Source organism: Pseudomonas entomophila, from assembly GCF_029193575.1.
In the GTDB taxonomy this organism is placed as follows: domain Bacteria; phylum Pseudomonadota; class Gammaproteobacteria; order Pseudomonadales; family Pseudomonadaceae; genus Aquipseudomonas; species Aquipseudomonas entomophila_G.
Genome location: NZ_JARGCS010000006.1, coordinates 74,991 through 94,906, shown reverse-complemented (window position 1 = coordinate 94,906; position 19,916 = coordinate 74,991). Strand labels below are relative to the sequence as shown.

Annotated in this window: 14 protein-coding genes; 10 read left to right on the top strand and 4 right to left on the bottom strand. The window is 68.1% G+C overall.

The features are described from left to right. From P0Y43_RS01080 to P0Y43_RS01065, 4 genes are all read left to right on the top strand, one after another. Window positions 1–6,512, top strand: a 6,512-nt coding sequence (locus P0Y43_RS01080) for an amino acid adenylation domain-containing protein (RefSeq protein ID WP_430540209.1), incomplete at its 5' end; no start/stop codon positions are given. Between the two features lie 62 nt (window positions 6,513–6,574). After that, window positions 6,575–7,528, top strand: coding sequence for an alpha/beta hydrolase (locus P0Y43_RS01075; protein WP_275635442.1), 954 nt, complete (start codon window positions 6,575–6,577; stop codon window positions 7,526–7,528). A 199-nt stretch (window positions 7,529–7,727) separates the two neighbouring features. Beyond that, window positions 7,728–9,869, top strand: coding sequence for a TonB-dependent siderophore receptor (locus P0Y43_RS01070; protein WP_275635441.1), 2,142 nt, complete (start codon window positions 7,728–7,730; stop codon window positions 9,867–9,869). A 69-nt stretch (window positions 9,870–9,938) separates the two neighbouring features. Then, entirely contained in the window at window positions 9,939–11,483 is a 1,545-nt protein-coding gene (locus tag P0Y43_RS01065) for an alkaline phosphatase D family protein (protein ID WP_275635440.1), read from the top strand. A 35-nt stretch (window positions 11,484–11,518) separates the two neighbouring features. Here P0Y43_RS01065 and P0Y43_RS01060 read toward each other — a convergent pair whose 3' ends face one another. After that, window positions 11,519–11,998 carry a VOC family protein gene (locus tag P0Y43_RS01060; protein WP_275635439.1) on the bottom strand — a complete coding sequence of 160 codons (480 nt, stop codon included), beginning with the start codon at window positions 11,996–11,998 and terminating at the stop codon, window positions 11,519–11,521. Between the two features lie 84 nt (window positions 11,999–12,082). Further along, complete coding sequence (locus P0Y43_RS01055; RefSeq protein WP_275635438.1) at window positions 12,083–12,418, bottom strand: VOC family protein; 336 nt, start codon at window positions 12,416–12,418, stop codon at window positions 12,083–12,085. Between the two features lie 155 nt (window positions 12,419–12,573). Between P0Y43_RS01055 and P0Y43_RS01050 the strand changes: the two genes are divergently transcribed. Next, window positions 12,574–13,035, top strand: a complete 462-nt coding sequence (locus P0Y43_RS01050) for a GNAT family N-acetyltransferase (RefSeq protein WP_275635437.1) — start codon at window positions 12,574–12,576, stop codon at window positions 13,033–13,035. 15 nt (window positions 13,036–13,050) lie between these two features. Here the strand turns inward: P0Y43_RS01050 and P0Y43_RS01045 are convergent, their stop codons facing one another. Beyond that, a complete protein-coding gene (locus tag P0Y43_RS01045; RefSeq protein WP_275635436.1) occupies window positions 13,051–13,677 on the bottom strand; it encodes a hypothetical protein in 627 nt (208 codons plus the stop codon). 74 nt (window positions 13,678–13,751) lie between these two features. Further along, complete coding sequence (locus tag P0Y43_RS01040; RefSeq protein WP_275635435.1) at window positions 13,752–14,150, bottom strand: tautomerase family protein; 399 nt, start codon at window positions 14,148–14,150, stop codon at window positions 13,752–13,754. A gap of 104 nt (window positions 14,151–14,254) precedes the next feature. Here P0Y43_RS01040 and P0Y43_RS01035 point away from each other — a divergent pair, with 104 nt between their 5' ends. The 5 genes from P0Y43_RS01035 to P0Y43_RS01015 all read left to right on the top strand — a co-directional run bounded on the left by P0Y43_RS01035 (window position 14,255) and on the right by P0Y43_RS01015 (window position 19,900). After that, window positions 14,255–15,130: a LysR family transcriptional regulator gene (locus P0Y43_RS01035; RefSeq protein WP_275635434.1), complete on the top strand. Its 876-nt coding sequence runs from the start codon at window positions 14,255–14,257 to the stop codon at window positions 15,128–15,130. A gap of 417 nt (window positions 15,131–15,547) precedes the next feature. Next, entirely contained in the window at window positions 15,548–16,210 is a 663-nt protein-coding gene (locus tag P0Y43_RS01030) for a class I SAM-dependent methyltransferase (protein WP_275635433.1), read from the top strand. Between the two features lie 27 nt (window positions 16,211–16,237). Continuing rightward, entirely contained in the window at window positions 16,238–17,770 is a 1,533-nt protein-coding gene (locus tag P0Y43_RS01025) for a class I adenylate-forming enzyme family protein (RefSeq protein ID WP_275635432.1), read from the top strand. A 17-nt stretch (window positions 17,771–17,787) separates the two neighbouring features. Further along, window positions 17,788–18,750, top strand: a complete 963-nt coding sequence (locus P0Y43_RS01020) for a class I SAM-dependent methyltransferase (protein ID WP_275635431.1) — start codon at window positions 17,788–17,790, stop codon at window positions 18,748–18,750. Further along, window positions 18,737–19,900, top strand: a complete 1,164-nt coding sequence (locus P0Y43_RS01015; RefSeq protein WP_275635430.1) for a hypothetical protein — start codon at window positions 18,737–18,739, stop codon at window positions 19,898–19,900. The genes P0Y43_RS01020 and P0Y43_RS01015 overlap by 14 nt, the downstream gene beginning before the upstream one ends. Window positions 19,901–19,916 lie beyond the last annotated feature (16 nt).

Here is a 19,916-nt window from a genome sequence, read left to right as displayed (position 1 = left end):
GCCTGGGCCTTGGCGACACCGTGCTGCAAAAGACCCCGTTCAGCTTCGACGTCTCGGTCTGGGAGTTCTTCTGGCCGCTGATGACCGGCGCCCGCCTGGCCGTCGCCGGTCCTGGCGACCACCGCGACCCACGCCGTCTGGTCGAGCTGATCAACGAGCACCAGGTCAGCACGCTGCACTTCGTGCCGTCGATGCTGCAGATGTTCCTGCTCGATGAGCAGGTCGCCTCCTGCACCAGCCTGCGCCGCATCGTGTGCAGCGGTGAAGCGCTGCCGGTGGATGCCCAGGACCAGGTCCTGGCTCGCTTGCCGAACGCGGGCTTGTACAACCTCTACGGCCCAACCGAAGCCGCCATCGACGTCACCCACTGGACCTGCCGCGACGAAGGCCGCGATGCCGTGCCGATCGGCCAACCGATCGCCAACCTGCAAACCTACGTGCTCGACGCTGAGCTGCAACCCGTTCCGGCGGGCGTGGTCGGTGAGCTGTACCTGGGCGGCGAAGGCCTCGCCCGTGGCTACCATCGCCGCCCGGCGCTGACCGCCGAGCGCTTCGTCACCAGCCCGTTCGGCAGCGGCCAGCGCCTGTACCGCACCGGCGACCTGGCCAGCCAGCGCGCCGACGGCGTGATCGAGTACCGGGGCCGTATCGACCACCAGGTGAAGATTCGTGGCCTGCGGATCGAGCTGGGCGAAATCGAAGCCCGTTTGATGGAGCAGGACGCGGTGCGTGAAGCCGTGGTGCTGGCCATCGATGGCGCCCTGGTGGGTTACGTGGTGCCGAGCGAATGGCAGCCTGAATCGCAAGAAACCCTGCGCGAAGCCCTCCGCGAACCGCTGCGCCAAGCCCTGCCGGACTACATGGTCCCGGCCCAGTTGCTGTTCATCGAGCGCATGCCGCTGAGCCCCAACGGCAAGCTGGAGCGCAAGGCGCTGCCCAAGCCCGACGCCAGCCACGCGCAGAAGGCCTACGTCGCCCCGCGCAGCGCACTGGAGCAACGCATCGCCGCCATCTGGCAAGACGTGCTCAAGCTCGACCGCGTGGGCCTGAACGACAACTTCTTCGAGCTGGGCGGCGACTCGATCATCTCGATCCAGGTGGTCAGCCGCGCCCGCCAGGCCGGCATCCGCTTCACCCCGAAGGACCTGTTCCAGCACCAGACCGTGCGCGACCTGGCCCACATCGCCCGCCTCGACGACAGCGCCCCGCTGCTCGACCAGGCCCCCGCCCGCGGCGAGACGCCTTTGCTGCCGATCCAGCGGCGCTTCTTCGCCGAAATCGGCGAGGACCGCCACCACTGGAACCAGTCGGTGCTGCTCAAGCCCAACCGCCCGCTGGACGTCGAAGCCCTGGCCCAGGCCCTGCAAGCCCTGGTGCAGCACCACGATGCCCTGCGCCTGGTGTTCAGCGAGCAGGCCGGCGCCTGGACCGCGCGCTTCCTCGACGCGCCCACCGCCCCCGTGCTGGAGCAACGCCAGGCCACCTTCGCCACCCTGCGCGACCTGGCCAACCAGACCCAGCGCAGCCTCGACCTCGCCCAGGGCCCGCTGCTGCGCGCCGTGCTGGTCACCCTGGAAGACCACAGCCAGCGCCTGCTGCTGGTGATCCACCACCTGGCGGTCGACGGCGTGTCCTGGCGCATCCTCTTCGACGACCTGCAAGCCGCCTACACCCAGGCCACGAACGGCCAGCCCCCGCGCCTGCCGGCGCGCACCACCTCGGTGAAGGCCTGGGCCGAGCGCCTGGCGCAACACGCCGCCAGCACGGCGATGCGGGAGGCGTTGCCCTACTGGCAAGCCCAGCTCGACGGCCTGGTCACCGACCTGCCCGCCGAGCGCCCGCACGGCAGCCTGCAAAACCAGCATGCCCAGGCCCTGCAAGTGCGCCTGGACCGCGCCAGCACCAAGCGCCTGCTGCAGGAGGCGCCGCAGGCCTACCGCACGCAGATCAACGACCTGCTGCTGACCGCCCTGGCCCGCGCCGTCGCGCGCTGGACCGGCCAGCCGGAGGTGGCCGTGCAGCTCGAAGGCCATGGCCGCGAGGCACTGTTCGACGACTGCGACCTGACCCGCACCGTCGGCTGGTTCACCAGCCTGTTCCCAGTGCGCTTGAGCCCCCACGCCGACCTCGGCGCCAGCCTGCGTGGCATCAAGGAGCAACTGCGCGCCGTGCCCGCCAAGGGCGTCGGCTACAGCGTGCTGCGCGAATTGGGCCAGGGCCTCGACGGCCTGCCCGAGCCGCGCATCACCTTCAACTACCTGGGCCAGTTCGACACCAGCTTCAGCGCCGATGAAGGCGCCCTGTTCAGCCCCGCCGCCGAAGGCAGCGGCGAGGAACAGAGCCGCGCGGCGCGCCTGGGCAACTGGCTGACCCTCAACGGCCAGGTCTACGACGGCGAACTGAGCCTGAGCTGGCTGTTCAGCGACGCCATGTTCGATACCGCCACCGTGCAGGCCCTGGCCGACGACTACCAGCGTGAGCTGCAAGCGCTCATCGCCCACTGCTGCGACCCGCGCAACCGTGGCTTCACCCCGTCGGACTTCCCCCTGGCGCGCCTGGCCCCGGCGCAGTTGCAAGCGCTGCCGCTGCCCGCCGAGCAGGTCGAAGACCTCTACCCACTGTCGCCCATGCAGCAAGGCATGCTGTTCCACACCCTGGAAGCCGGCGAGGCGGGCCTGTACATCAACCAGATGGCGGTGGATGTCGAAGGCCTGGACATCGCGCGCTTCCGCGCCGCCTGGGACAGCGTGATCGCCCGCCACGAGATCCTGCGCACCGGCTTCTGGAGCGACAGCCAACTGGTCGAGCCGTTGCAGATCGTCCAGCGCCAGGCGCAGATGCCGGTGAGCGTGCTGGACTGGCGCGACCGTGCGGTGAGCACCGAAGACCTCGCGCAACTCGCCGCCCAGGACTACACCCAGGGCTTCGACCTGCTGCGCGCCCCGCTGATGCGCCTGACCCTGGTGCGCCTGAGCGATGAGCGCGCGCACCTGCTGTGGTCCGGCCACCACATCCTGGTCGACGGCTGGAGCAATTCGCGCCTGCTGGGCGAGGTGCTGCAGGCCTACCACGGCCACCCGGCGCCAGCCAGCGGCGGGCGTTACCGCGACTACATCCAGTGGCTGGCGCGCCAGCCGCAGGAGGCCCTGGAGCAGTTCTGGCGCAACCAGCTCGGCGACTTCGACAGCCCTACGCACCTGGCCAGCACCCTCGGCCCGCGCCCGGACGCCGGCCTCGACGGCCACGCCGCGCTGTACCTGGACTGGGACGCGGCGCGCACCGCACGCCTGCGCGAGCAGGCCCAAGCGCTGCGGGTCACCCCCAACACGCTGATCCAGGCCACCTGGCTGTTGCTGTTGCAGCGCTACACCGGCCAGGCCAGCGTGTGCTTCGGCGCCACCGTCGCCGGTCGCCCGGCCAGCCTGCCGGGGGCCAACGACATGCTCGGGCTGTTCATCAACACCCTGCCGGTGATCCAGCGTCCGCAACCGGACGCGTCGCTACAACAGTGGCTGTTGCAATTGCAGGCCTACAACCTGGACATCCGCGACCACGAGCACGCCTCGCTGGCGGATATCCAGCGCTGGGCGGGCCTGGGTGGCCAGGCGATGTTCGACAGCATCATCGTGTTCGAGAACTACCCGGTGGACGAGCGCCTGCGCGAAGCCCACGACGACGCGCTGCGCTTCGGCGAGGTGCAGGGCCGCGACGTCACCAACTTCGCCATGGACCTGGCGGTGAACCTCGGCTCGACCCTGAGCATCGAGTTCCTGTACCTGAGAAACCGCTTCAGCGAGGCCGCCGTGGCGCAGCTGCGCGCCAGCTTCGAGCGCCTGTTGCAGGCCATGCTCGAGCAGCCCGACGCACGCCTGGGCAACCTGCCGCTGCTCAGCGATGCCCAGCAACAGCGCCTGGCGCGCGACAACCACATGACCCCGGCCAGCGGCCGTGAACCGCTGCTGGTCGAGCAACTGCGCCAGCAGGCCGAGGCGCGCCCGCAGGCCATTGCCGTGACCTGCGCCGACCGCCAGTTGACCTGGGCCGAGCTGGAGAGCCGCGCCAACCGCCTGGCCCACCACCTGATCGCCCAGGGCGTGGCCCCAGAGATGCGCGTGGGCGTGGCCCTGGAGCGCTCGGTGGACGTGATCGTGGCGTTCTACGCGGTGATGAAGGCCGGCGCCGCCTACGTGCCGCTGGACATCGACTACCCGCAGGAGCGCCTGAAGTGGATCGTCGAGGACTCCGGCATGGCCCTGATGCTCAGCCAGGCCAGCCTGCGCGAGCGCTTCGACTGGCCGGGCGCCGCGCCGCAGGTGCTGCTCGACGAGCTGGCGCTCGATGGCCTGCCAGCGACCTGCCCGCCCGCACGGGCGTTGGGCGACAACCTGGCGTACCTGATCTACACCTCCGGCTCCACCGGCAAGCCCAAGGGCGTGGCGGTGGCCAACGCGCCGATCCGCATGCACTGCGCGGCCATCGCCGAGCGCTATGGCATGACCCGCGACACCCGCGAGCTGCTGTTCATGTCGTTCGCCTTCGACGGCGCCCAGGAGCGCTGGCTGACCACCCTTTCCTGCGGCGGCCAGCTGGTGCTGCGCGACAACCGCCTGTGGACCCCGGAAGAAACCTGGCACGCCCTGCACCAGCACGGTATCAGCGTGGCCTGCTTCCCGCCGGCCTACCTGCAACAGTTGGCCGAGTTCGCCCAGACCCAGGAGCAGGCGCCACCACCGGTGTCGATCTACTGCTTCGGCGGCGACGCGGTGGCCGAGGCCAACTTCGAACTGGTCAAGCAGGCGCTGCGCCCGCAATGGCTGACCAACGGCTACGGCCCCACCGAAACCGTAGTCACCCCCTTGCTGTGGAAGGTCGCGGCCGACGGCGAGTGCGGCGCGGTGTACGCGCCGATCGGCAGCCGCGTCGGCGAGCGCACCCTGTACGTGCTCGACGACGCCCTCAACCCGCTGCCGCCTGGTGTGGCCGGCGAGCTGTACCTCGGCGGCCAGGGCGTGGCGCGCGGTTACCACCAGCGCCCGGGCCTGAGCGCCGAACGCTTCGTCGCCGACCCGTTCAGCCGCGATGGCGGCCGCCTGTACCGCACCGGCGACCTGGTGCGCCAGCGCGAAGACGGCACCTTCGACTACCTGGGCCGGCTGGACAACCAGGTGAAGATCCGCGGCTTCCGTATCGAGCTGGGCGAGATCGAGGCGCGCCTGCGCGACCTGCCCCAGGTGCAGGACGCCGTGGTGGTGGCCCGTGAGCATGGCGGCGGCAAGCAACTGGTCGGCTACGTGGTGGCCGAAGCCGACAGCAGCCTCGGCGAGCGCCTGCGCGCGGCCCTGTTGGAGGAGCTGCCCGACTACATGGTGCCGGCCCAGGTGGTGGTGCTCGACGCGCTGCCGCTCAACCCCAACGGCAAGGTCGACCGCAACGCCCTGCCCGACCCGCAGTTCAAGGGCCGCGCCTTCGTCGCCCCACGCAATGCCCTGGAGCGGGCGCTGGCGGCGATCTGGCAGGAGGTGCTGGAGGTCGAGCAAGTGGGCGTGACCGACAACTTTTTCGAGCTGGGCGGCGACTCGCTGCGCATCCTCAAGGTGCTTTCGAAGGTGCGCGCCCAGCCCGAGCTGGGCCTGAGCCTGAAGCTGCGCGACATGATCGGCAAGCCGACCATCGCCGAGCTTTCGGATTACGACGAGCAGCCGGCCAGCCTCGACCCGCTGCTGCTGCTCAACACCCCGGTCACCGAGACCCGGCCGCTGTTCTGCCTGCACGCGGGCTTCGGCACGGTGTTCGACTACGAGCCGCTGGCCCGTCGCCTGGACGGCCAGCGCAGCGTCTACGGCCTGCAATGCCGCATGCTGCTGGACCGCCAGTGGCAGGACGAATCGCTGGCCAGCATGGCCATCGACTACGCCCAGTACATCCGCCAGAAGCAGCCCGAAGGCCCGTACCACCTGCTCGGCTGGTCGCTCGGCGCGCCGCTGGCGGCCCTGGTGGCCCAGGAACTGGAGCGCCAGGGCCAGGCGCTGGCGTTCGTCGCCCTGGTCGACGCCTTCACCCCGAGCCAGGCGGCGCTGCCGCTGACGGCGGACTGGAGCGAAGACCTGCACGGCTTCCTGGCGGTGGTGCTGGGCATCGAGGGGCAACGCCTGCCGCTGCTGACGCTGGCCGAGGGCAGCGAGCAGGCCGTGGTCGAGCGCCTGATCGAGCAGGCCCGCACCGACCTCGACGGCGCCTCGGCGTTCGCCGCGATCAGCAGCGACGAGCTGGCCCATACCTTCCTCGTGGCCATGCGCCTGAAGGCGCTGTCGGTGCACCTGCGCAGCCTGCCGCCGGGCGACGACAACCGCCACAGCTGGTGGGCGCGCGGCAACGAGCACATGGACCAGGAGCTGGGCAACGTGGCCCGTCACGAACCGCTCGACGCCGGCCACTACGACCTGCTCAAGCACCCGGCCTTCCTGCATGCGCTGTGCCGCGAACTCGCCCGTGCCGAGGCACTGGTTTCCTGAACCTTCAAGCCGCCCAGGCACCTTGCCGGGCGGCTTCACTTGCTGACGAACAAGGAACTGCAATGCCCCTGGACCCCGATCTGGAAGCTTTCCTGGAACTGGCCGAACTGGGCCGCCTGACCGGCAAGAGCCAGCCAATGCACGCACTGAGCGTGGCCCAGGCCCGCCAGGAATTCGAGAAGACCTCGGCGGTGCTCGACCCGAGCCCGCCCGACACGCTGCACGTGCGCACCCTGCGGGTACCGGCGCGTGACGGTCATGCTCTGGACGCGCGCCTGTATGGCGGGGCGAAGGCCGACGGCGAGCCGCTGCCGGTGATTCTCTACCTGCACGGCGGCGGCTACGTGGTCGGCAGCCTGGATTCGCACGACAGCATCTGCCGGCGCCTGGCCGCCAGCGGCCGCCACGCGGTGTTCGCCCCGGCCTACCGGTTGGCGCCGGAGGCGCGCTTCCCCACGGCGGTGAACGATGTGCTGGACGCCGCCAACTGGCTGGCAGAGCAGGCCCACGGCCTGGGGTTGGACCCCAAACGCATCATCCTCGCCGGCGACAGCGTGGGCGCGAGCCTGGCCACGGTGCTGGCGATCAGTGCCGCGCGGGCGCCGAGCGAGCTGGCGTTCAAGCCGCTGGCGCAGTTGCTGTTCTACCCGGTCACCGACCTGAGCCAGCAGCGCGGCTCGCACACACGCTACGACGAGGGCTACCTGCTGGAAACAGCCACCCTGGAATGGTTCTACGACCACTACTGCACGGCTGCGCAGCGCAACGACTGGCGGGCCTCGCCACTGCTGGCCGAGCCGCTGCCGGCGCTGGCGCCGACCTACCTGAGCCTGGCCGAGTACGACCCACTGCATGACGAAGGCATCGCCTATGCCGAGCGGCTCAAGGCCAGCGGCACGGCGGTGACGCTACAGGTGGAGGAAGGGTTGACCCATGATTTCCTGCGCATGTCGGGGATCAGTGGGGCGGTTGCGCCGTTGTACCAGGCGGTGGAGCGCTGGTTGCTGACGGTTTGAGGGTGTCTTGAAGGGCCCTACTGTTGGAGCGGGCTCGTCCCGCAGTAGGGCCCTCAAGCCCACCCTGCACTTGTGAAAATTTCATTAACTTTCTGTCCCGCCTGCCTTTTTCAGCGCGACAAAACCTGACACACTTATTGCTAATCATTCTCGTAATCAATTGCATCATCGATTGGCAATGTTCAGGAACCCGTCCCCCATGTCGCCGCACACCCCGCTTGCCCGCAACCTCCTCGCCCTCGCCATCTGCACCGCCATCGCCGCCCCCGCCATCGCCGAGACGCCCGCCACCCTGGAACTGGGCGCCACGCAGATCAACGACACGCAACTGGGCCTGGGCAGCACCACCGAGGGGTCTGGCTCCTACACCACCGGCGCCATGGCCACCGCCACCAAACTGCCGCTGAGCATGCGCGAAACCCCACAGGCAGTGACCGTGATCACCCGCCAGCGCATGGACGACCAGGCCATGACCAGCGTCAACGACGTGGTCAAGGCCACCCCTGGGCTGTTCCTCAGCCAGTCCAGCGGCCCGGGCCGGCAGACCTACAAGGCCCGCGGCTTCGACATCGACAACCTGATGTACGACGGTATCCCCAGCCTCTACCAAGGCTGGACCGTCGGTGCCCAGCCGAACCTGGCCATGTTCGATCGAGTCGAGGTGATCCGCGGCGCCACCGGCCTGGTCACCGGCAGCGGCAACCCGTCGGCGGCGATCAACTTCGTGCGCAAGCGCCCGCTGGCCGAGCAAAAGGTCACCCTCACCGGTGCCGCCGGCAGCTGGGACAACTACCGTGGCGAGCTCGACGCCTCCAGCCCGCTGAACGACAGCGGCACCCTGCGCGGCCGGGTGGTGGCGTCCTACAACGATGCCAACAGCTTCCGCGACGACGTCGACGAACAGCACGGCCTCTTCTATGCCATCAGCGAAGCCGACCTCTCCGAAGACACCACGCTGACCTTGGGCTTCTCGCACCAGAAAGACCGCAACAACTTCTTCTGGGGCGGCCTGCCGATCGGCACCGACGGCCACCACCTGGACCTGCCGCGCTCGACCAACCCCGGCACCGACTGGGAAGACAAGGACCAGGAGATCAACACCCTGTTCGCCGAAGTCCGCCATCAACTGGCCAACGATTGGAAGCTGCAACTGACCGCCTCCCACGCCGAGCAGGACGGGCTATTTTCCGGCTCCTACCAGTCGCGCTACACCGGTAGCCTGGAGCGCACCGTCTACCAGTCGCGCCAAGAAGAGAACCAGACCGGCTTCGACGCCTTCGCCAGCGGCCCCTTCCAAGCGTTCGGCCGCACCCATGAACTGGTGGTCGGCACCAGCAAGCGCATCTTCGACATGACCACGCGCAACTACGCGCCCTATGACACCAGCTGGCCGCTCAACGCCGGCAAACCCGACTTCGCGCACACCGGCAAGGGTCGCGAAGTCACCACCCAGGACGGTGTGTACATGACCACTCGCCTGAGCTTGGCCGACCCGCTCAAGCTGATCCTCGGCGGGCGCCTGGACTGGTACGACTACGACAACCGCGATGGCGAAGGCGACTACAAGGTCACCCGCAACGTCACCCGCTATGCCGGGCTGATCTACGAGCTGGACGCCCACCACTCGGTGTACGCCAGCTACAGCGACATCTTCAACCCGCAGGACTCCAAGGACTTCTCCGGCAGCGTGCTCAAGCCGATCGAAGGCAAGAACTACGAAGTGGGCCTGAAGGGTGAATACTTCGACGGCGCGCTCAACGCGAGCCTGGCGGTGTTCCAGGTCGACCAGGAGAACCGCGCGACCCTCGCCGCGACCCAGCTCGGCTGCCCGCAGCTAGCGTGCTACGAGGCGTCGGGCCTGGTGCGCAGCCAGGGGATCGACCTCGAGCTGCAAGGCGCGCTGACCCCGCAATGGCAGGTCGGTGCCGGCTTCACCTACACCCGCGCGCGGGTGCTCAAGGACGACGCCAACCCGGCCAAGGAGCACAAACCGTTCGAGAGCGACACCCCGGAGCGGCTGTTCAAGCTCTCGACCGTCTACCGCTTCAAAGGCCCACTGGAGAAGCTGCGGGTCGGCGGCAACGTGTACTGGCAGAGCCGCCTGTACAACGACATCGACCTCGCCGATGGCGGCCGCTACCGCCTGGACCAGGGCGCCTACGCCGTCACCGACCTGATGGCCGGCTACCAGGTCAATCGCCACCTGGACCTGCAATTGAACGCCAACAATATCTTCGATCGCCGCTACTACTCGGCAATCGGCTCGGACGTGACCTGGGGCTCCACCGACACCTATGGCAACCCACGCAACCTGATGCTCACGGCCAAGTACAGCTTCTGATCGGCACAGGGCGTTTTCGAGGAAACGGGCTACCTTCATTGGAACCCCTCTTTCGTATGGAAACGCCCCATGAGCACGACGTTCGGCCCGGTCCTGAGTTTTCGCGGCATCGAAGAAGGCCTCTACTGGGTTTCGGCGCTCTGGGTGCAGCCGCTGGCCCTGCCTGCCCCACCCCATCAGGTACCTGCTGGCGTGCAGGCCACGCTGGTGGAAATCGCCAGCATTCCACTCAACGCGCCCACCCAGAAGGTCTGGCGCCTGGACATGCGCATCGCCCAGACCCGCGCCCGACAAATCATCGACTACCGCCTGGGCGATGGCGCCGGCAGCTTCCAGGTGCCGGAAAAGGGGCAGTCGCCACGCATTGCCTATGCCTCCTGCTCCGGCGTTTCCAGCTACAAGCACATCGGCCAGCTTGGCGCACGCTATGGCGAGCGTTGGGCGCACATGGCCAAGGCCCACCAGCAGGCGGCCTACCACCTGCTGGTGATGGGTGGCGACCAGGTCTACAGCGATGCCCTGCTCGAAGGCCCAGGCCCGTTGCACGAGTGGAGCAAGCAGTTCTCGTGGAACCGCCACAAGAACGCCTGGAGCCCGGCCATGGACCAGCAGGCCGATGCGTTTTTCGCCTCGGTCTACCAGGAGTACTGGGCCCGGCCGGAGATCTTGCACATGCTCAGCCACGTGCCGACGCTGATGATGTGGGACGACCACGACATCATCGATGGCTGGGGCTCCTACCCGCAGGCGCTGCACGAGTCGCCCGTGCACCAGAACCTGCTGCGCATCGCCACCGCCTACTTCCGCATCTTCCAGCAACAGCTGCGGGCGGACGAACGCCGCCCCGGCGCCCTGACCCCGGACGGTTTCACCTTCGGCTTCGCCAACCTGGGCAAGCTGGCGCTCCTGGTGCCGGACCTGCGCTCGGAGCGCCGCCCCGATATCACCACACGCAACGGCAACCTCAAGAGCCCGACCCAGGTGATGTCGCAAACCACCCACCGACATCTCCAGCAGTGGCTGGCCAACCTGGGCAAGGATGCCCATGCGCACCTGCTGTGCGTGTCCAGCATCCCGGTGGCGTTCGTCAACCTGGCCTTGCTGGAAACCCTGGTGGAGTGGATACCGGGCGAGATCGGCCCGGAAGACGACTTCCGCGACCACTGGCGCCACCAGCCCCACCGCAACGAACGCAAGCAGCTGCTCTATGGCCTGTTGGACTTCGCCGAGGCGAAGAACTGCAAGGTCACCCTGGTGTCGGGCGATGTGCACCTGGCGGCGGCCAGCGTGATCCGCAGCACCAGCCCGAAGTACGGCAACCGGGGCGCCGAGAGCATCCACCAGTTGATCTCCACCGGCATCGTCCATCCGCCGCTGGCAGCGTTGATGGTGCGCACGCTGGAGACGATCACCAGCACCACCGAGAAGATCGACACCGACCTCACCGCCGAGATGCAGGCCATCGGCTATGACGGGCGCTGCCTGGTGGCGCGGCGCAACTGGCTGTCGCTGGAACCGGATGGCAAGGATGAGCCGCGGCGGCGGTTATGGGTGAAGTGGCATGTGGAGGATCAGGTGCACCCGATCACCCGGGTGATCGAGCCGGTGCGCTGAGCGACTGTCTTTGGTGTGTCTGGGCCGCTGCGCCATCACCCGCGCAGCGCCGCCTCGATCGCCGCGACATCGATCTTGCCCATCTGCATCATCGCCTCGAATGCCCGCTTGGCCGCCGCGCGGTCGGGGTTGGCGATGGCCTCGGTCAGCACCCGCGGGGTGATCTGCCACGACAGGCCCCACTTGTCCCGACACCAACCACACACGCTGGCCTCGCCACCGTTGTCGACGATCGCGTTCCACAAACGGTCCGTCTCAGCCTGGTCGTCGGTCGCCACCTGGAACGAGAAGGCCTCGCTGTGCTTGAAGATCGGGCCGCCGTTCAAGCCCAGGCAGGGAATGCCCATCACCCGGAACGCCACGGTGATGACATCGCCCGCCTTGCCCGAGGGGTAGTCGCCCGGCGCCAGGTGCACAGCGGTCACCGCGCTGTCGGGGAAGGTCCGCGCATAGAACTCGGCGGCCTCCTGCGCGTCGCCGTTGAACCACAGGCAGATGGTGTTCTTGCTGGTCATCGCACTGCTCCACAGGTTCGGGGGAACACCTGGGCAGTCTAGTTACCGAGCCGTGCGGGGACGGCGCCGGCCGCCGAACGGGCGTCAGTGATGCTGGGCGAAGGCCAGCAAGTAGCCGTTGCAGTCACGCAGGCCGAATTCGCGCGAGCCGTAGGGCATGTCCTGCAATGGCCAGGCGATGTCAGCGTGGTCCTTGACCGTCGCGTGGTAGGCGTCGACGTCGGCGAGCACCAGGTAGAAGGTGCCACTGCAGCCTACCGGCTGCGGCCACAGGTCTTCCTGGGTGAACACCAGGTTGCAGTCCTGCAACCGCGCAGTGACGGTGCCCTGGACCGAGTCGGAGACCGAGAACCCCAGGTCGCGGTAGCAGGTGCGGGTCTCTTCCAGGTCATGGCAACGCAGGAGCACGGTCAAGGGCATGGTGGCCTCCACAGGCAAGGTTCGCTTCGCTGGCGATCATCACCTGTAAACCCGCGCCACGGCAACCGGCCTGTAGGGTGGCTTTTCCAGGCATCTGTATCTGTCGCGGGAGGGCATCGGCGCCTAGTATGAAGCCCACCGCCCAGGTACCGCCAATGAACGACCTCACACCCCGCACGCTGACGCCAGCCGACCACGCCATGATCTGCCGCCACCGCCAGGCGATGTTCCTGGAAGCCGGCGGCGACGCGGCGCAGCTGCACCTGATGACCGCACACTTCGCGCCCTGGCTGCGCCCGCGCCTGGAGGATGGCCGCTACTACGGTTTCGCCCTGATGGACGGTAGCCAGGCCGTCGCGGCGATCGGTCTGATGAGCCTCGACTGGCCACCGCACCCGGCGCACCCGACCCAGGATGCGCGGGGCTACGTGCTGAACGTTTACGTCGAGCCCAGCCATCGTCGCCAGGGCCTGGCCTCGGCGCTGATGAAGCTGGCCGAGGCCGAGTTCGCCCGGCGCGGCCTGGGGTTTGCCGTGTTGCACGCCACCGAGGCAGGAAGACCGGTTTACGCCGGGCTGGGCTGGGCGGCGACGGCCGAGATGGCCAAGCGGATTTGAAGCGACCGCTTGCGTCTATGCCGGCGCAGGCCCGGCAAACTTTTTCCACCGCTGGTTTTCCACCAAGGTGGAGCGATAGATGCGCAATTTGCTGCAGCCAGGTATCGCCTTCAAGGTCGTCTTGACGTGGTCGGCAACGCTGGCGGGAAGCCACGGACTCAAGGTGATGCGGCTGATGCAGTTCAGTGGGACCGACACGCGCATGACCGGCGGGCCCGCCTCAACCGAGCAATGGAACAGCCGAAACTCCTTTTCGTCGCCGAAGGCATGGCGCTTGATGAACGGCAACTCGTCCTGCTGCGGAGCACGGGCACTCAGGTCGGCCATTTTGCCGTACCTGACCTTCTCGGCCCGCAGGCCCTCGACCTTCAAGACCGCCGCCAGCAGCCGCTCCTGATGGAACTCGACGCACACACCGCTGCTGCCGTGGGAGAACACCCGCCAGTGATGGTAGGTCTCCGAGGCCTCGGCCAGGCACAGCGCGTAGGTGCGCTGGTAGCCCTTGAGGCGGGCGTACTGCTCGATGTAGTAGGCATCGTTGCGGTCGTCCCAGGTCGCCGGGTCGAGCAGCACCAGTTCGCGGGTTTGCAGATAGTCGATGAGGAACGGCAGTTCGGTGTAGCGGCGCAGGAAGGTGTCCATGGCAAGTCCTGGTGGCGCGGTGCGGTCCATGGTCAGCGAGCATAGGTGTGGCCCCATCGCGGGGCAAGCCCGCTTCACACACCCGCTTGCTGGTGCCGCCACTCCTGCGTGCGCCCGCCGTACCCATACGCCGCCGCCCGCGCATCGATCAGGTGGATGTACGACGCCTCGTGCAACCCCGGCAGCAACTGCGCCAGGGCCTGGTGCGCCTCACGCAGGAAGCGTGCTTTCTCGGCCTTGGTGTTGGTCTCGTCGGTGATACTGATCTCCAGGTAATACGCGCGCCCGCCCAACTCGGCGAGCGGCGTGCCGCCGATGTACCAATCCTCGTCGGCGATGTAGTGCACGGTGGTGGCCATGATCGGGCCAGGCTTGCCGAGCACGTCGGCGGTCAATTGGTTGATCCGTGCGACGGCCTGGCGACCCAGGTCGGTGTCGCGCGGGCCTGACAGTTGCAGGACGATATGCGGCATGGTGATGCTCCGGTTCAGTGGGGTGAGGCCAGTGTGCGACGCGGCCTTGAATCGTAAAAGCGGGAAGATATGATGTTATCCATCGTCATTACGGATGGCTGAACATGCGCGGATTCGACTTGGAACAGCTGCGTACCCTAGTGGCAGCGGTGGACGCCGGCAGCCTGTCGGCGGCCACGCGCCTGCGCAACCTGTCGCAGTCATCGCTGAGCGAGCAGTTGCGCAAGCTCGAAGAACGCGCCGGGCAGGCGCTGCTGGTGCGTAGCAAGGCCGGGGTACGGCCGACGCCGGCCGGCGAGCGGCTGCTGGAGCATGGCCGGCAGATCCTGGCGTTGTCAGATGCCGCCTGGCGTGACCTGCATGCGGTGCCCTTGGAGGGCGAGGTCCACCTGGGCATCACCGACTACTTCCGCACTGCCGAGCTGACCCGCCTGCTGGCACGCCTGGGCCTTGACTACCCTCGCCTGCGCCTACGCACCCTGGTGGGGCGCAGCGACGAGATCGAGGCCGCGCATCGCCAGGGTGCGCTGGATTTGGCGATCATCCTGCGCACCCAGCCGCTGGCAGCGCGCCAGGCCAGGGTGATCCGCAGCGAGGCGCTGCACTGGGTGGCAGCGCCGGGTGCGCGGCGGCTCGCGCCAGGGCAACCCATCCCGCTGGCCCTGTTGCCGGAGACCTGCGCACTGCACCGCCTGGCGCTGGGTCAACTGGAAGCGCAGGGCATTCCCCATGTGGTGAACCACGTGGCGTCCGGCGTGGCCGGTTTGCAGGCGGCAGTGGCCGCAGGGCTGGGCGTGGCCTGCCTGAACGCGGCGGCCCTGGCCGAGGGTGACATGGCGATACTGCGCGACGCACGGCTACCGGCGCTGCCGTCGGCGCAGTTCCTGCTGCTGCAGGGCGATGGCGACCCGCGCCTGGCCGAACTGGCCGAGGTGGTGATGCAGGCCCTCGCGCCCCAGGCCGCCCGACCGCAACTTTAGATTCGCGGGGCAAGCCCGCTCACAAGTACGGCGCAGCCCGTGAGGACGGTGGGGTACCTGCAGAAGCGGGCGTGCCCCGCAATGCGCTCCCCACAACAAACATCCCAACTTATATAAACAAAACCCTACAGCTGACAAACTTCCACACCACTGTCACCACCCCGTGACGAAATACTTGAAAACCCAATACACACCCGCCTTGACAGTTCCCCCCGACAAATCAAAACTGACCGCCACGTTACAGGCGCCCCCAGCGCCTGATAACGCCAAGGACGACAATAACAAATAAAGGGAACTTTCCCATGCCTCGCCACGCCCGCACTTCCCATTACCCGTCTTATTTATCCCGCCCTCGATAGTTCCAACTAGGCCGTCTCTCTGCGCCTATCTGGCCCACTTTCGCCCCGGGATACCCTTATGAAAATCGTCGACAGTTCCGTACTCAAACACTGGTACGAACGCGAATACAGCGCCTGCGCCAATGGCGTGCTGTTTGGTGAGCTGCGCCCCGAATTCCGCCAGTTCCTGGCCACCCTCGGCAACGGCCCGGGCCAGGCGCTGGAGCTTGGCTGCGGCGATGGCCGCAACCTCCTGGCCCTGGCCGACAAAGGCTTCGCCGTCACCGGCGTGGACATGATCGACAGCCGCGTGGTCGCCGGCCGCTTCGACTTCCAGCAGGCCGACATCCTGAACTACACGCCCGCAACCGGCGCCTATGACGTGGTGGTCTGTTCCGAAGTGCTGCACTTCTTCCCCCCCGCCGAACTGGAACAGGTAATGCCCAAGTTGCTGCAGGCGCTCACACCCGGCGGTCATTTGTTCGTCGACCTGCTCGCCGACCTCTCCCGGCACTTCCAGGCCAGCGGCGAGCCGTTCGTCTGGGACAAGGAAGCCGGCCTCGGCATCCAACAAGCCGAAGCCTTTTTCGACCGCTGGCTGAGCGGTTTCGAGATTATTCAGGTGCGACATTTGTTCGACCGGCAACATTGGCCGCTGAGCGACGCCGAACAACTTCCCATTGCGCCTTATACCTGGCAAGGCACCTATGTTTCGGTCTGTGCGCGCAAACGCCACGCCTGACCGCCCACGGCAAAAAGGAACTTCGCCATGCCCCAGTTGCACCAGGTCATCGCCCGCAACGCCGAGCGCCACCCGCACAAGGACGCCATCGTGCTGGATGGCCATGCCACCTGCTATCAAGCCCTGCAACGCAGCGTCGAGGCCACTGCCGCCCTGCTGGCCCGGCTGGGGGTCAAGCCCGGCGAGCGCATCGGGTTGTATGCGCCGATGTCCGTGCCCCTGCTCGCCGCCTACCTGGCGACCCTGCACTGCGGTGCGATCAGCGCCGCCACCCACCACACGCTGAGCCGCGCCAAGCTGGTCCACCAGTTGCGCCAGTCCGGCGCTCGGGTGCTGATCACCGACCGCACCGACGACCTGCCCGCATTGATCGAGCAGGCCGGGCTGACCCAGGTGATCGTCACCGAGCCCCTGGCCGACTGCCCGCCCGGAGTGGTCGAACTGGCCAGCGCCCTCGCCGCCCAGCCGCCGACAGCCCCACCCACGCTGCCCGCCGACCTCGAACGACCGACCTCGATCTTCTACACCTCCGGCTCGACCTTCGCGCCCAAGGGCGTGCTGGTGAACCACCGGATCATGCTGGCCGCCTGCGCCAGCGTCACCCGCTACCTGGAGATCACCCCCGAGGACCGCGTCCTCAGCTACTCGACCCTGGCCTCGGACTACGGCGTGTACAACACCCTGATGCCGCTGTACGTCGGCGCCACCAGCGTCATCGAACGGCGCGCCCCGAACGGCGCCGAGGACGTGCTGCGGGTGGTCGAGCGCGAACGGGTCAGCGGCATGCACGTGTTCCCGCCGGTGTTCTTCCTGCTCGCCGCCACCGACCCGCACTGGCAGGCGCGGGTGCCGAGCCTGCGCTACCTGTCCAGCAGCGGGCAAGCGCTGCATGTGCGGCATATCCAGCGCATCCGCCAGGCGCTGCCGCGGGTGCGGCTGTTCTCCAACTACGGCCTCACCGAGTGCAAGCGGGTCAGCTACCTGCCGCCGGAAGACATCGACACGCACCCGACCTCGGTGGGCAAGCCACTGCCAGGGGTCAGCGTGTACCTGGTCGACGAACACTTGCGCCCCGTGGAACGGCCCGGCCAGGTCGGCGAGTTGCTGGTGACCAGCGACTACCTGATGCTCGGCTACTGGCAACAACCCCAGGCCAACGCCGAGGCGTTCGTCGAAGACGCCTTCGGCCATGCGCGGCTGTACCGCACCGGCGACCTGTTCCGCATCGACGAACAGGGCTACCTGTACTACGTCGCCCGCAGGGACGACGTGTTCGCGCGCAATATCTGGAACGTCAACCCAAGGGAAATCGAGCAATGCCTGGCCGCCCATCCGGCCGTCGCCGAGGTACGCGTGGTGCCGGTGCCCGACGAGTCCGCCGGGCACGTGCCAAGGGCCTGCGTGGTCCTTGACCCCGCCCACGCCGACACCACCGAGCACGCCCTGCTCGCGCACTGTCAGGCACACCTGGACTGGCACATGGTGCCCACCGAGTGCGTGTTCCTGGCGGCGCTGCCGAAGACCGACTCGGGCAAATTCACCAGCAAGGGATTGATCTGACCCGCAGGAGCACCGTCATGCCCAGCCTTACCCCGGCCAACCCACTGGCCCACGACCTGCAACACAGCGCCATGCTCAAGCTGGCCGCGCACTTCCACAGCCTGGCAACTGGCGCCAGCCAGGTGCCGTCGCAATCGGTGGCCAGCCATTTGCGTGAGCAACTGCGCGACCCGCGCCTGCTCGACTACCACGACCGCCTGATCGCCGGCGCCGGGCCGTTGTTCACCCACTTCCTGGCCAGTGTGCCGTATATCCTCGAGGAGCTGTGCCGGGTCGGCGTGGCCCTGGCCGAGCTCGCCCGCCAGGCACCCGGCGCTTGCCGGCTGCTAGAGGTCGACGCCTTCGACGGCAGCCATGGCCGCGCCCTGGCCGGGCACAGCGAGGGCCGCGTGCACAGCCTGACCACCTCGCCCAACCCAGCCAACCAGGCGCCGTTCGAACGCCACGCCGACCCGCAACTGTCGCGCTTCTACCCGCACTCGTTCCTGACCCTGGAACCCGAGCCCGGCGCCGCCGGTTTCGACTTCATCTACGAGATGGCCGCGTTTCAGTTCTACAGCCAGGCCCGCCAGCAGCACGTGGCGCACCTCAAGCGCTTCCTCAAGCCGGGCGGCCTGGCGCTGTTTTTGGAAAAGCTCAACCACGACGACCCGCAGGAATACCTGCGCCGCGAGCGGGTCAAGGACGAAGGCTTCAAGACCCGCTATTTCAGCGCGCAGGAGATCGCCTGGAAACGCCAGCAGATGCTCGAACAGATGCACAACGGCCAGGTCACCCGCGCGGCCCTGCTCGAGGCTTTGCACGGGCAGTTCCGCCATGTGCGCCTGCTGTGGAACAGCAGCAACTTCTATGAGTTCGTCGCCTCGGACGACCGTGAGCGCCTCGACGCCTTCGTCGCCGCGCTGGGGCCGGTGGTCCAGCCCGACGGGTTCTGCTTCGAGGCGCCCGAGCAGCTCGGCGGCGCGCATGCCCATGCTTGAAGCCGCCACCTACCACGCTGCCGCCGCGCCAGGCCTGTGCCAGCGGGCGCTGGCCAACCTGCCCCGCTGGGCCGAGGACGCCGCCGCCAGCGAGCAGCGCGCGCGCCTGGGCGCCGAAGGCTTCGCCGCACTGTGGCAGGAGGGCTGGCTCGACCTGGTGTCGCCGCGCAGCCCGCTGCCCGGCGACAGCCGCTGGCCGACGCTGCTGGAAATCTCACGCATCGCCGCCCGCGCCTGCCCGTCCAGCGCCTGGATGATCGCCTTGGTCGGCGGCCACGCATCGATCGTCGGACGCCTGCCGCCGGCCCTGCGCCAGACCCTGTACGCCAGTGGCGCGCAGCAGCTGTTCGCCTCGGCCTCGGCCAGCGACAGCAGCCGCTTCACGTGGACCCCCGCGGGCATCCAAGTGGAGGGCCGCTGGCGCTTCAGCTCAGGCATCCAGGACGCCACCTGGCTGCTGCTCAACGCCCCGTGCGCCGGCCACCCCGACGCCGACCCGGCCACTCGCTGGCTGCTGCCGGTGCCGGTCGCGGCGCTGGAGGTGCTCGGCAACTGGGCGCCGTGCGGCATGGCCGCCACCGGCTCGCACGACGTGCGGGTGCGCGGCCTGTGCGTGCCTCACGAACAGGTCATGGCGCTGCCGGTGCTGTTCGGCCAGCGCCCGCAGCGCGGCGCCTCGGGCTACCTCGACCATGTGCCGCTGGTGCCCTACCTGACCACCTCGATCATCGGTCCGCTATTGGGCTGCGCCGAGGGTGCCTACGCGCGCCACCTCGACGGCTTCACCCGCCAGGGCCGGGCGCTGGATGCTCACGGCCTCGAGCAGACCGCCCACGCCGCGGCCGAACTGGCCTGCGCGCGCCTGCTGTACCAGGCGCTGCTGGCGCGGCTGCACGACGCCGGCGTGGCGGGCGAGCCTCTGGACGCCGCGCAGCAACTGGCCCTGCGCCGCGACCGCAGCTACCTGGCGCAACGCTGCGTCGGCGTGGTGCAGCGCCTGGTGCGCCAGCAAGGCGCCTCGTCGCTGTCGATGGGCGATGCGCTGCAACGCCACTGGCGCGATGTCCAGGCCATGGCCCTGCACCGCGACGTGGCCTGGGCCATGGCCTTGCAGGCCTGCGCCGACAGCCACCGGCAACAACCGACCTGACCAGACACCCTCTTCA

Bases quoted from the DNA above. Each gene is read 5' to 3' on its own strand.
- P0Y43_RS01070 (WP_275635441.1), top strand. From the start codon at position 7,728: ATGTCGCCGCACACCCCGCTTGCCCGCAACCTCCTCGCCCTCGCCATC.
- P0Y43_RS01025 (WP_275635432.1), top strand. From the start codon at position 16,238: ATGCCCCAGTTGCACCAGGTCATCGCCCGCAACGCCGAGCGCCACCCG.
- P0Y43_RS01050 (WP_275635437.1), top strand. From the start codon at position 12,574: ATGAACGACCTCACACCCCGCACGCTGACGCCAGCCGACCACGCCATG.
- P0Y43_RS01030 (WP_275635433.1), top strand. From the start codon at position 15,548: ATGAAAATCGTCGACAGTTCCGTACTCAAACACTGGTACGAACGCGAA.
- P0Y43_RS01040 (WP_275635435.1), bottom strand. From the start codon at position 14,150: ATGCCGCATATCGTCCTGCAACTGTCAGGCCCGCGCGACACCGACCTG.
- P0Y43_RS01015 (WP_275635430.1), top strand. From the start codon at position 18,737: ATGCCCATGCTTGAAGCCGCCACCTACCACGCTGCCGCCGCGCCAGGC.
- P0Y43_RS01035 (WP_275635434.1), top strand. From the start codon at position 14,255: ATGCGCGGATTCGACTTGGAACAGCTGCGTACCCTAGTGGCAGCGGTG.
- P0Y43_RS01020 (WP_275635431.1), top strand. From the start codon at position 17,788: ATGCCCAGCCTTACCCCGGCCAACCCACTGGCCCACGACCTGCAACAC.
- P0Y43_RS01075 (WP_275635442.1), top strand. From the start codon at position 6,575: ATGCCCCTGGACCCCGATCTGGAAGCTTTCCTGGAACTGGCCGAACTG.
- P0Y43_RS01045 (WP_275635436.1), bottom strand. From the start codon at position 13,677: ATGGACACCTTCCTGCGCCGCTACACCGAACTGCCGTTCCTCATCGAC.
- P0Y43_RS01065 (WP_275635440.1), top strand. From the start codon at position 9,939: ATGAGCACGACGTTCGGCCCGGTCCTGAGTTTTCGCGGCATCGAAGAA.
- P0Y43_RS01055 (WP_275635438.1), bottom strand. From the start codon at position 12,418: ATGCCCTTGACCGTGCTCCTGCGTTGCCATGACCTGGAAGAGACCCGC.
- P0Y43_RS01060 (WP_275635439.1), bottom strand. From the start codon at position 11,998: ATGACCAGCAAGAACACCATCTGCCTGTGGTTCAACGGCGACGCGCAG.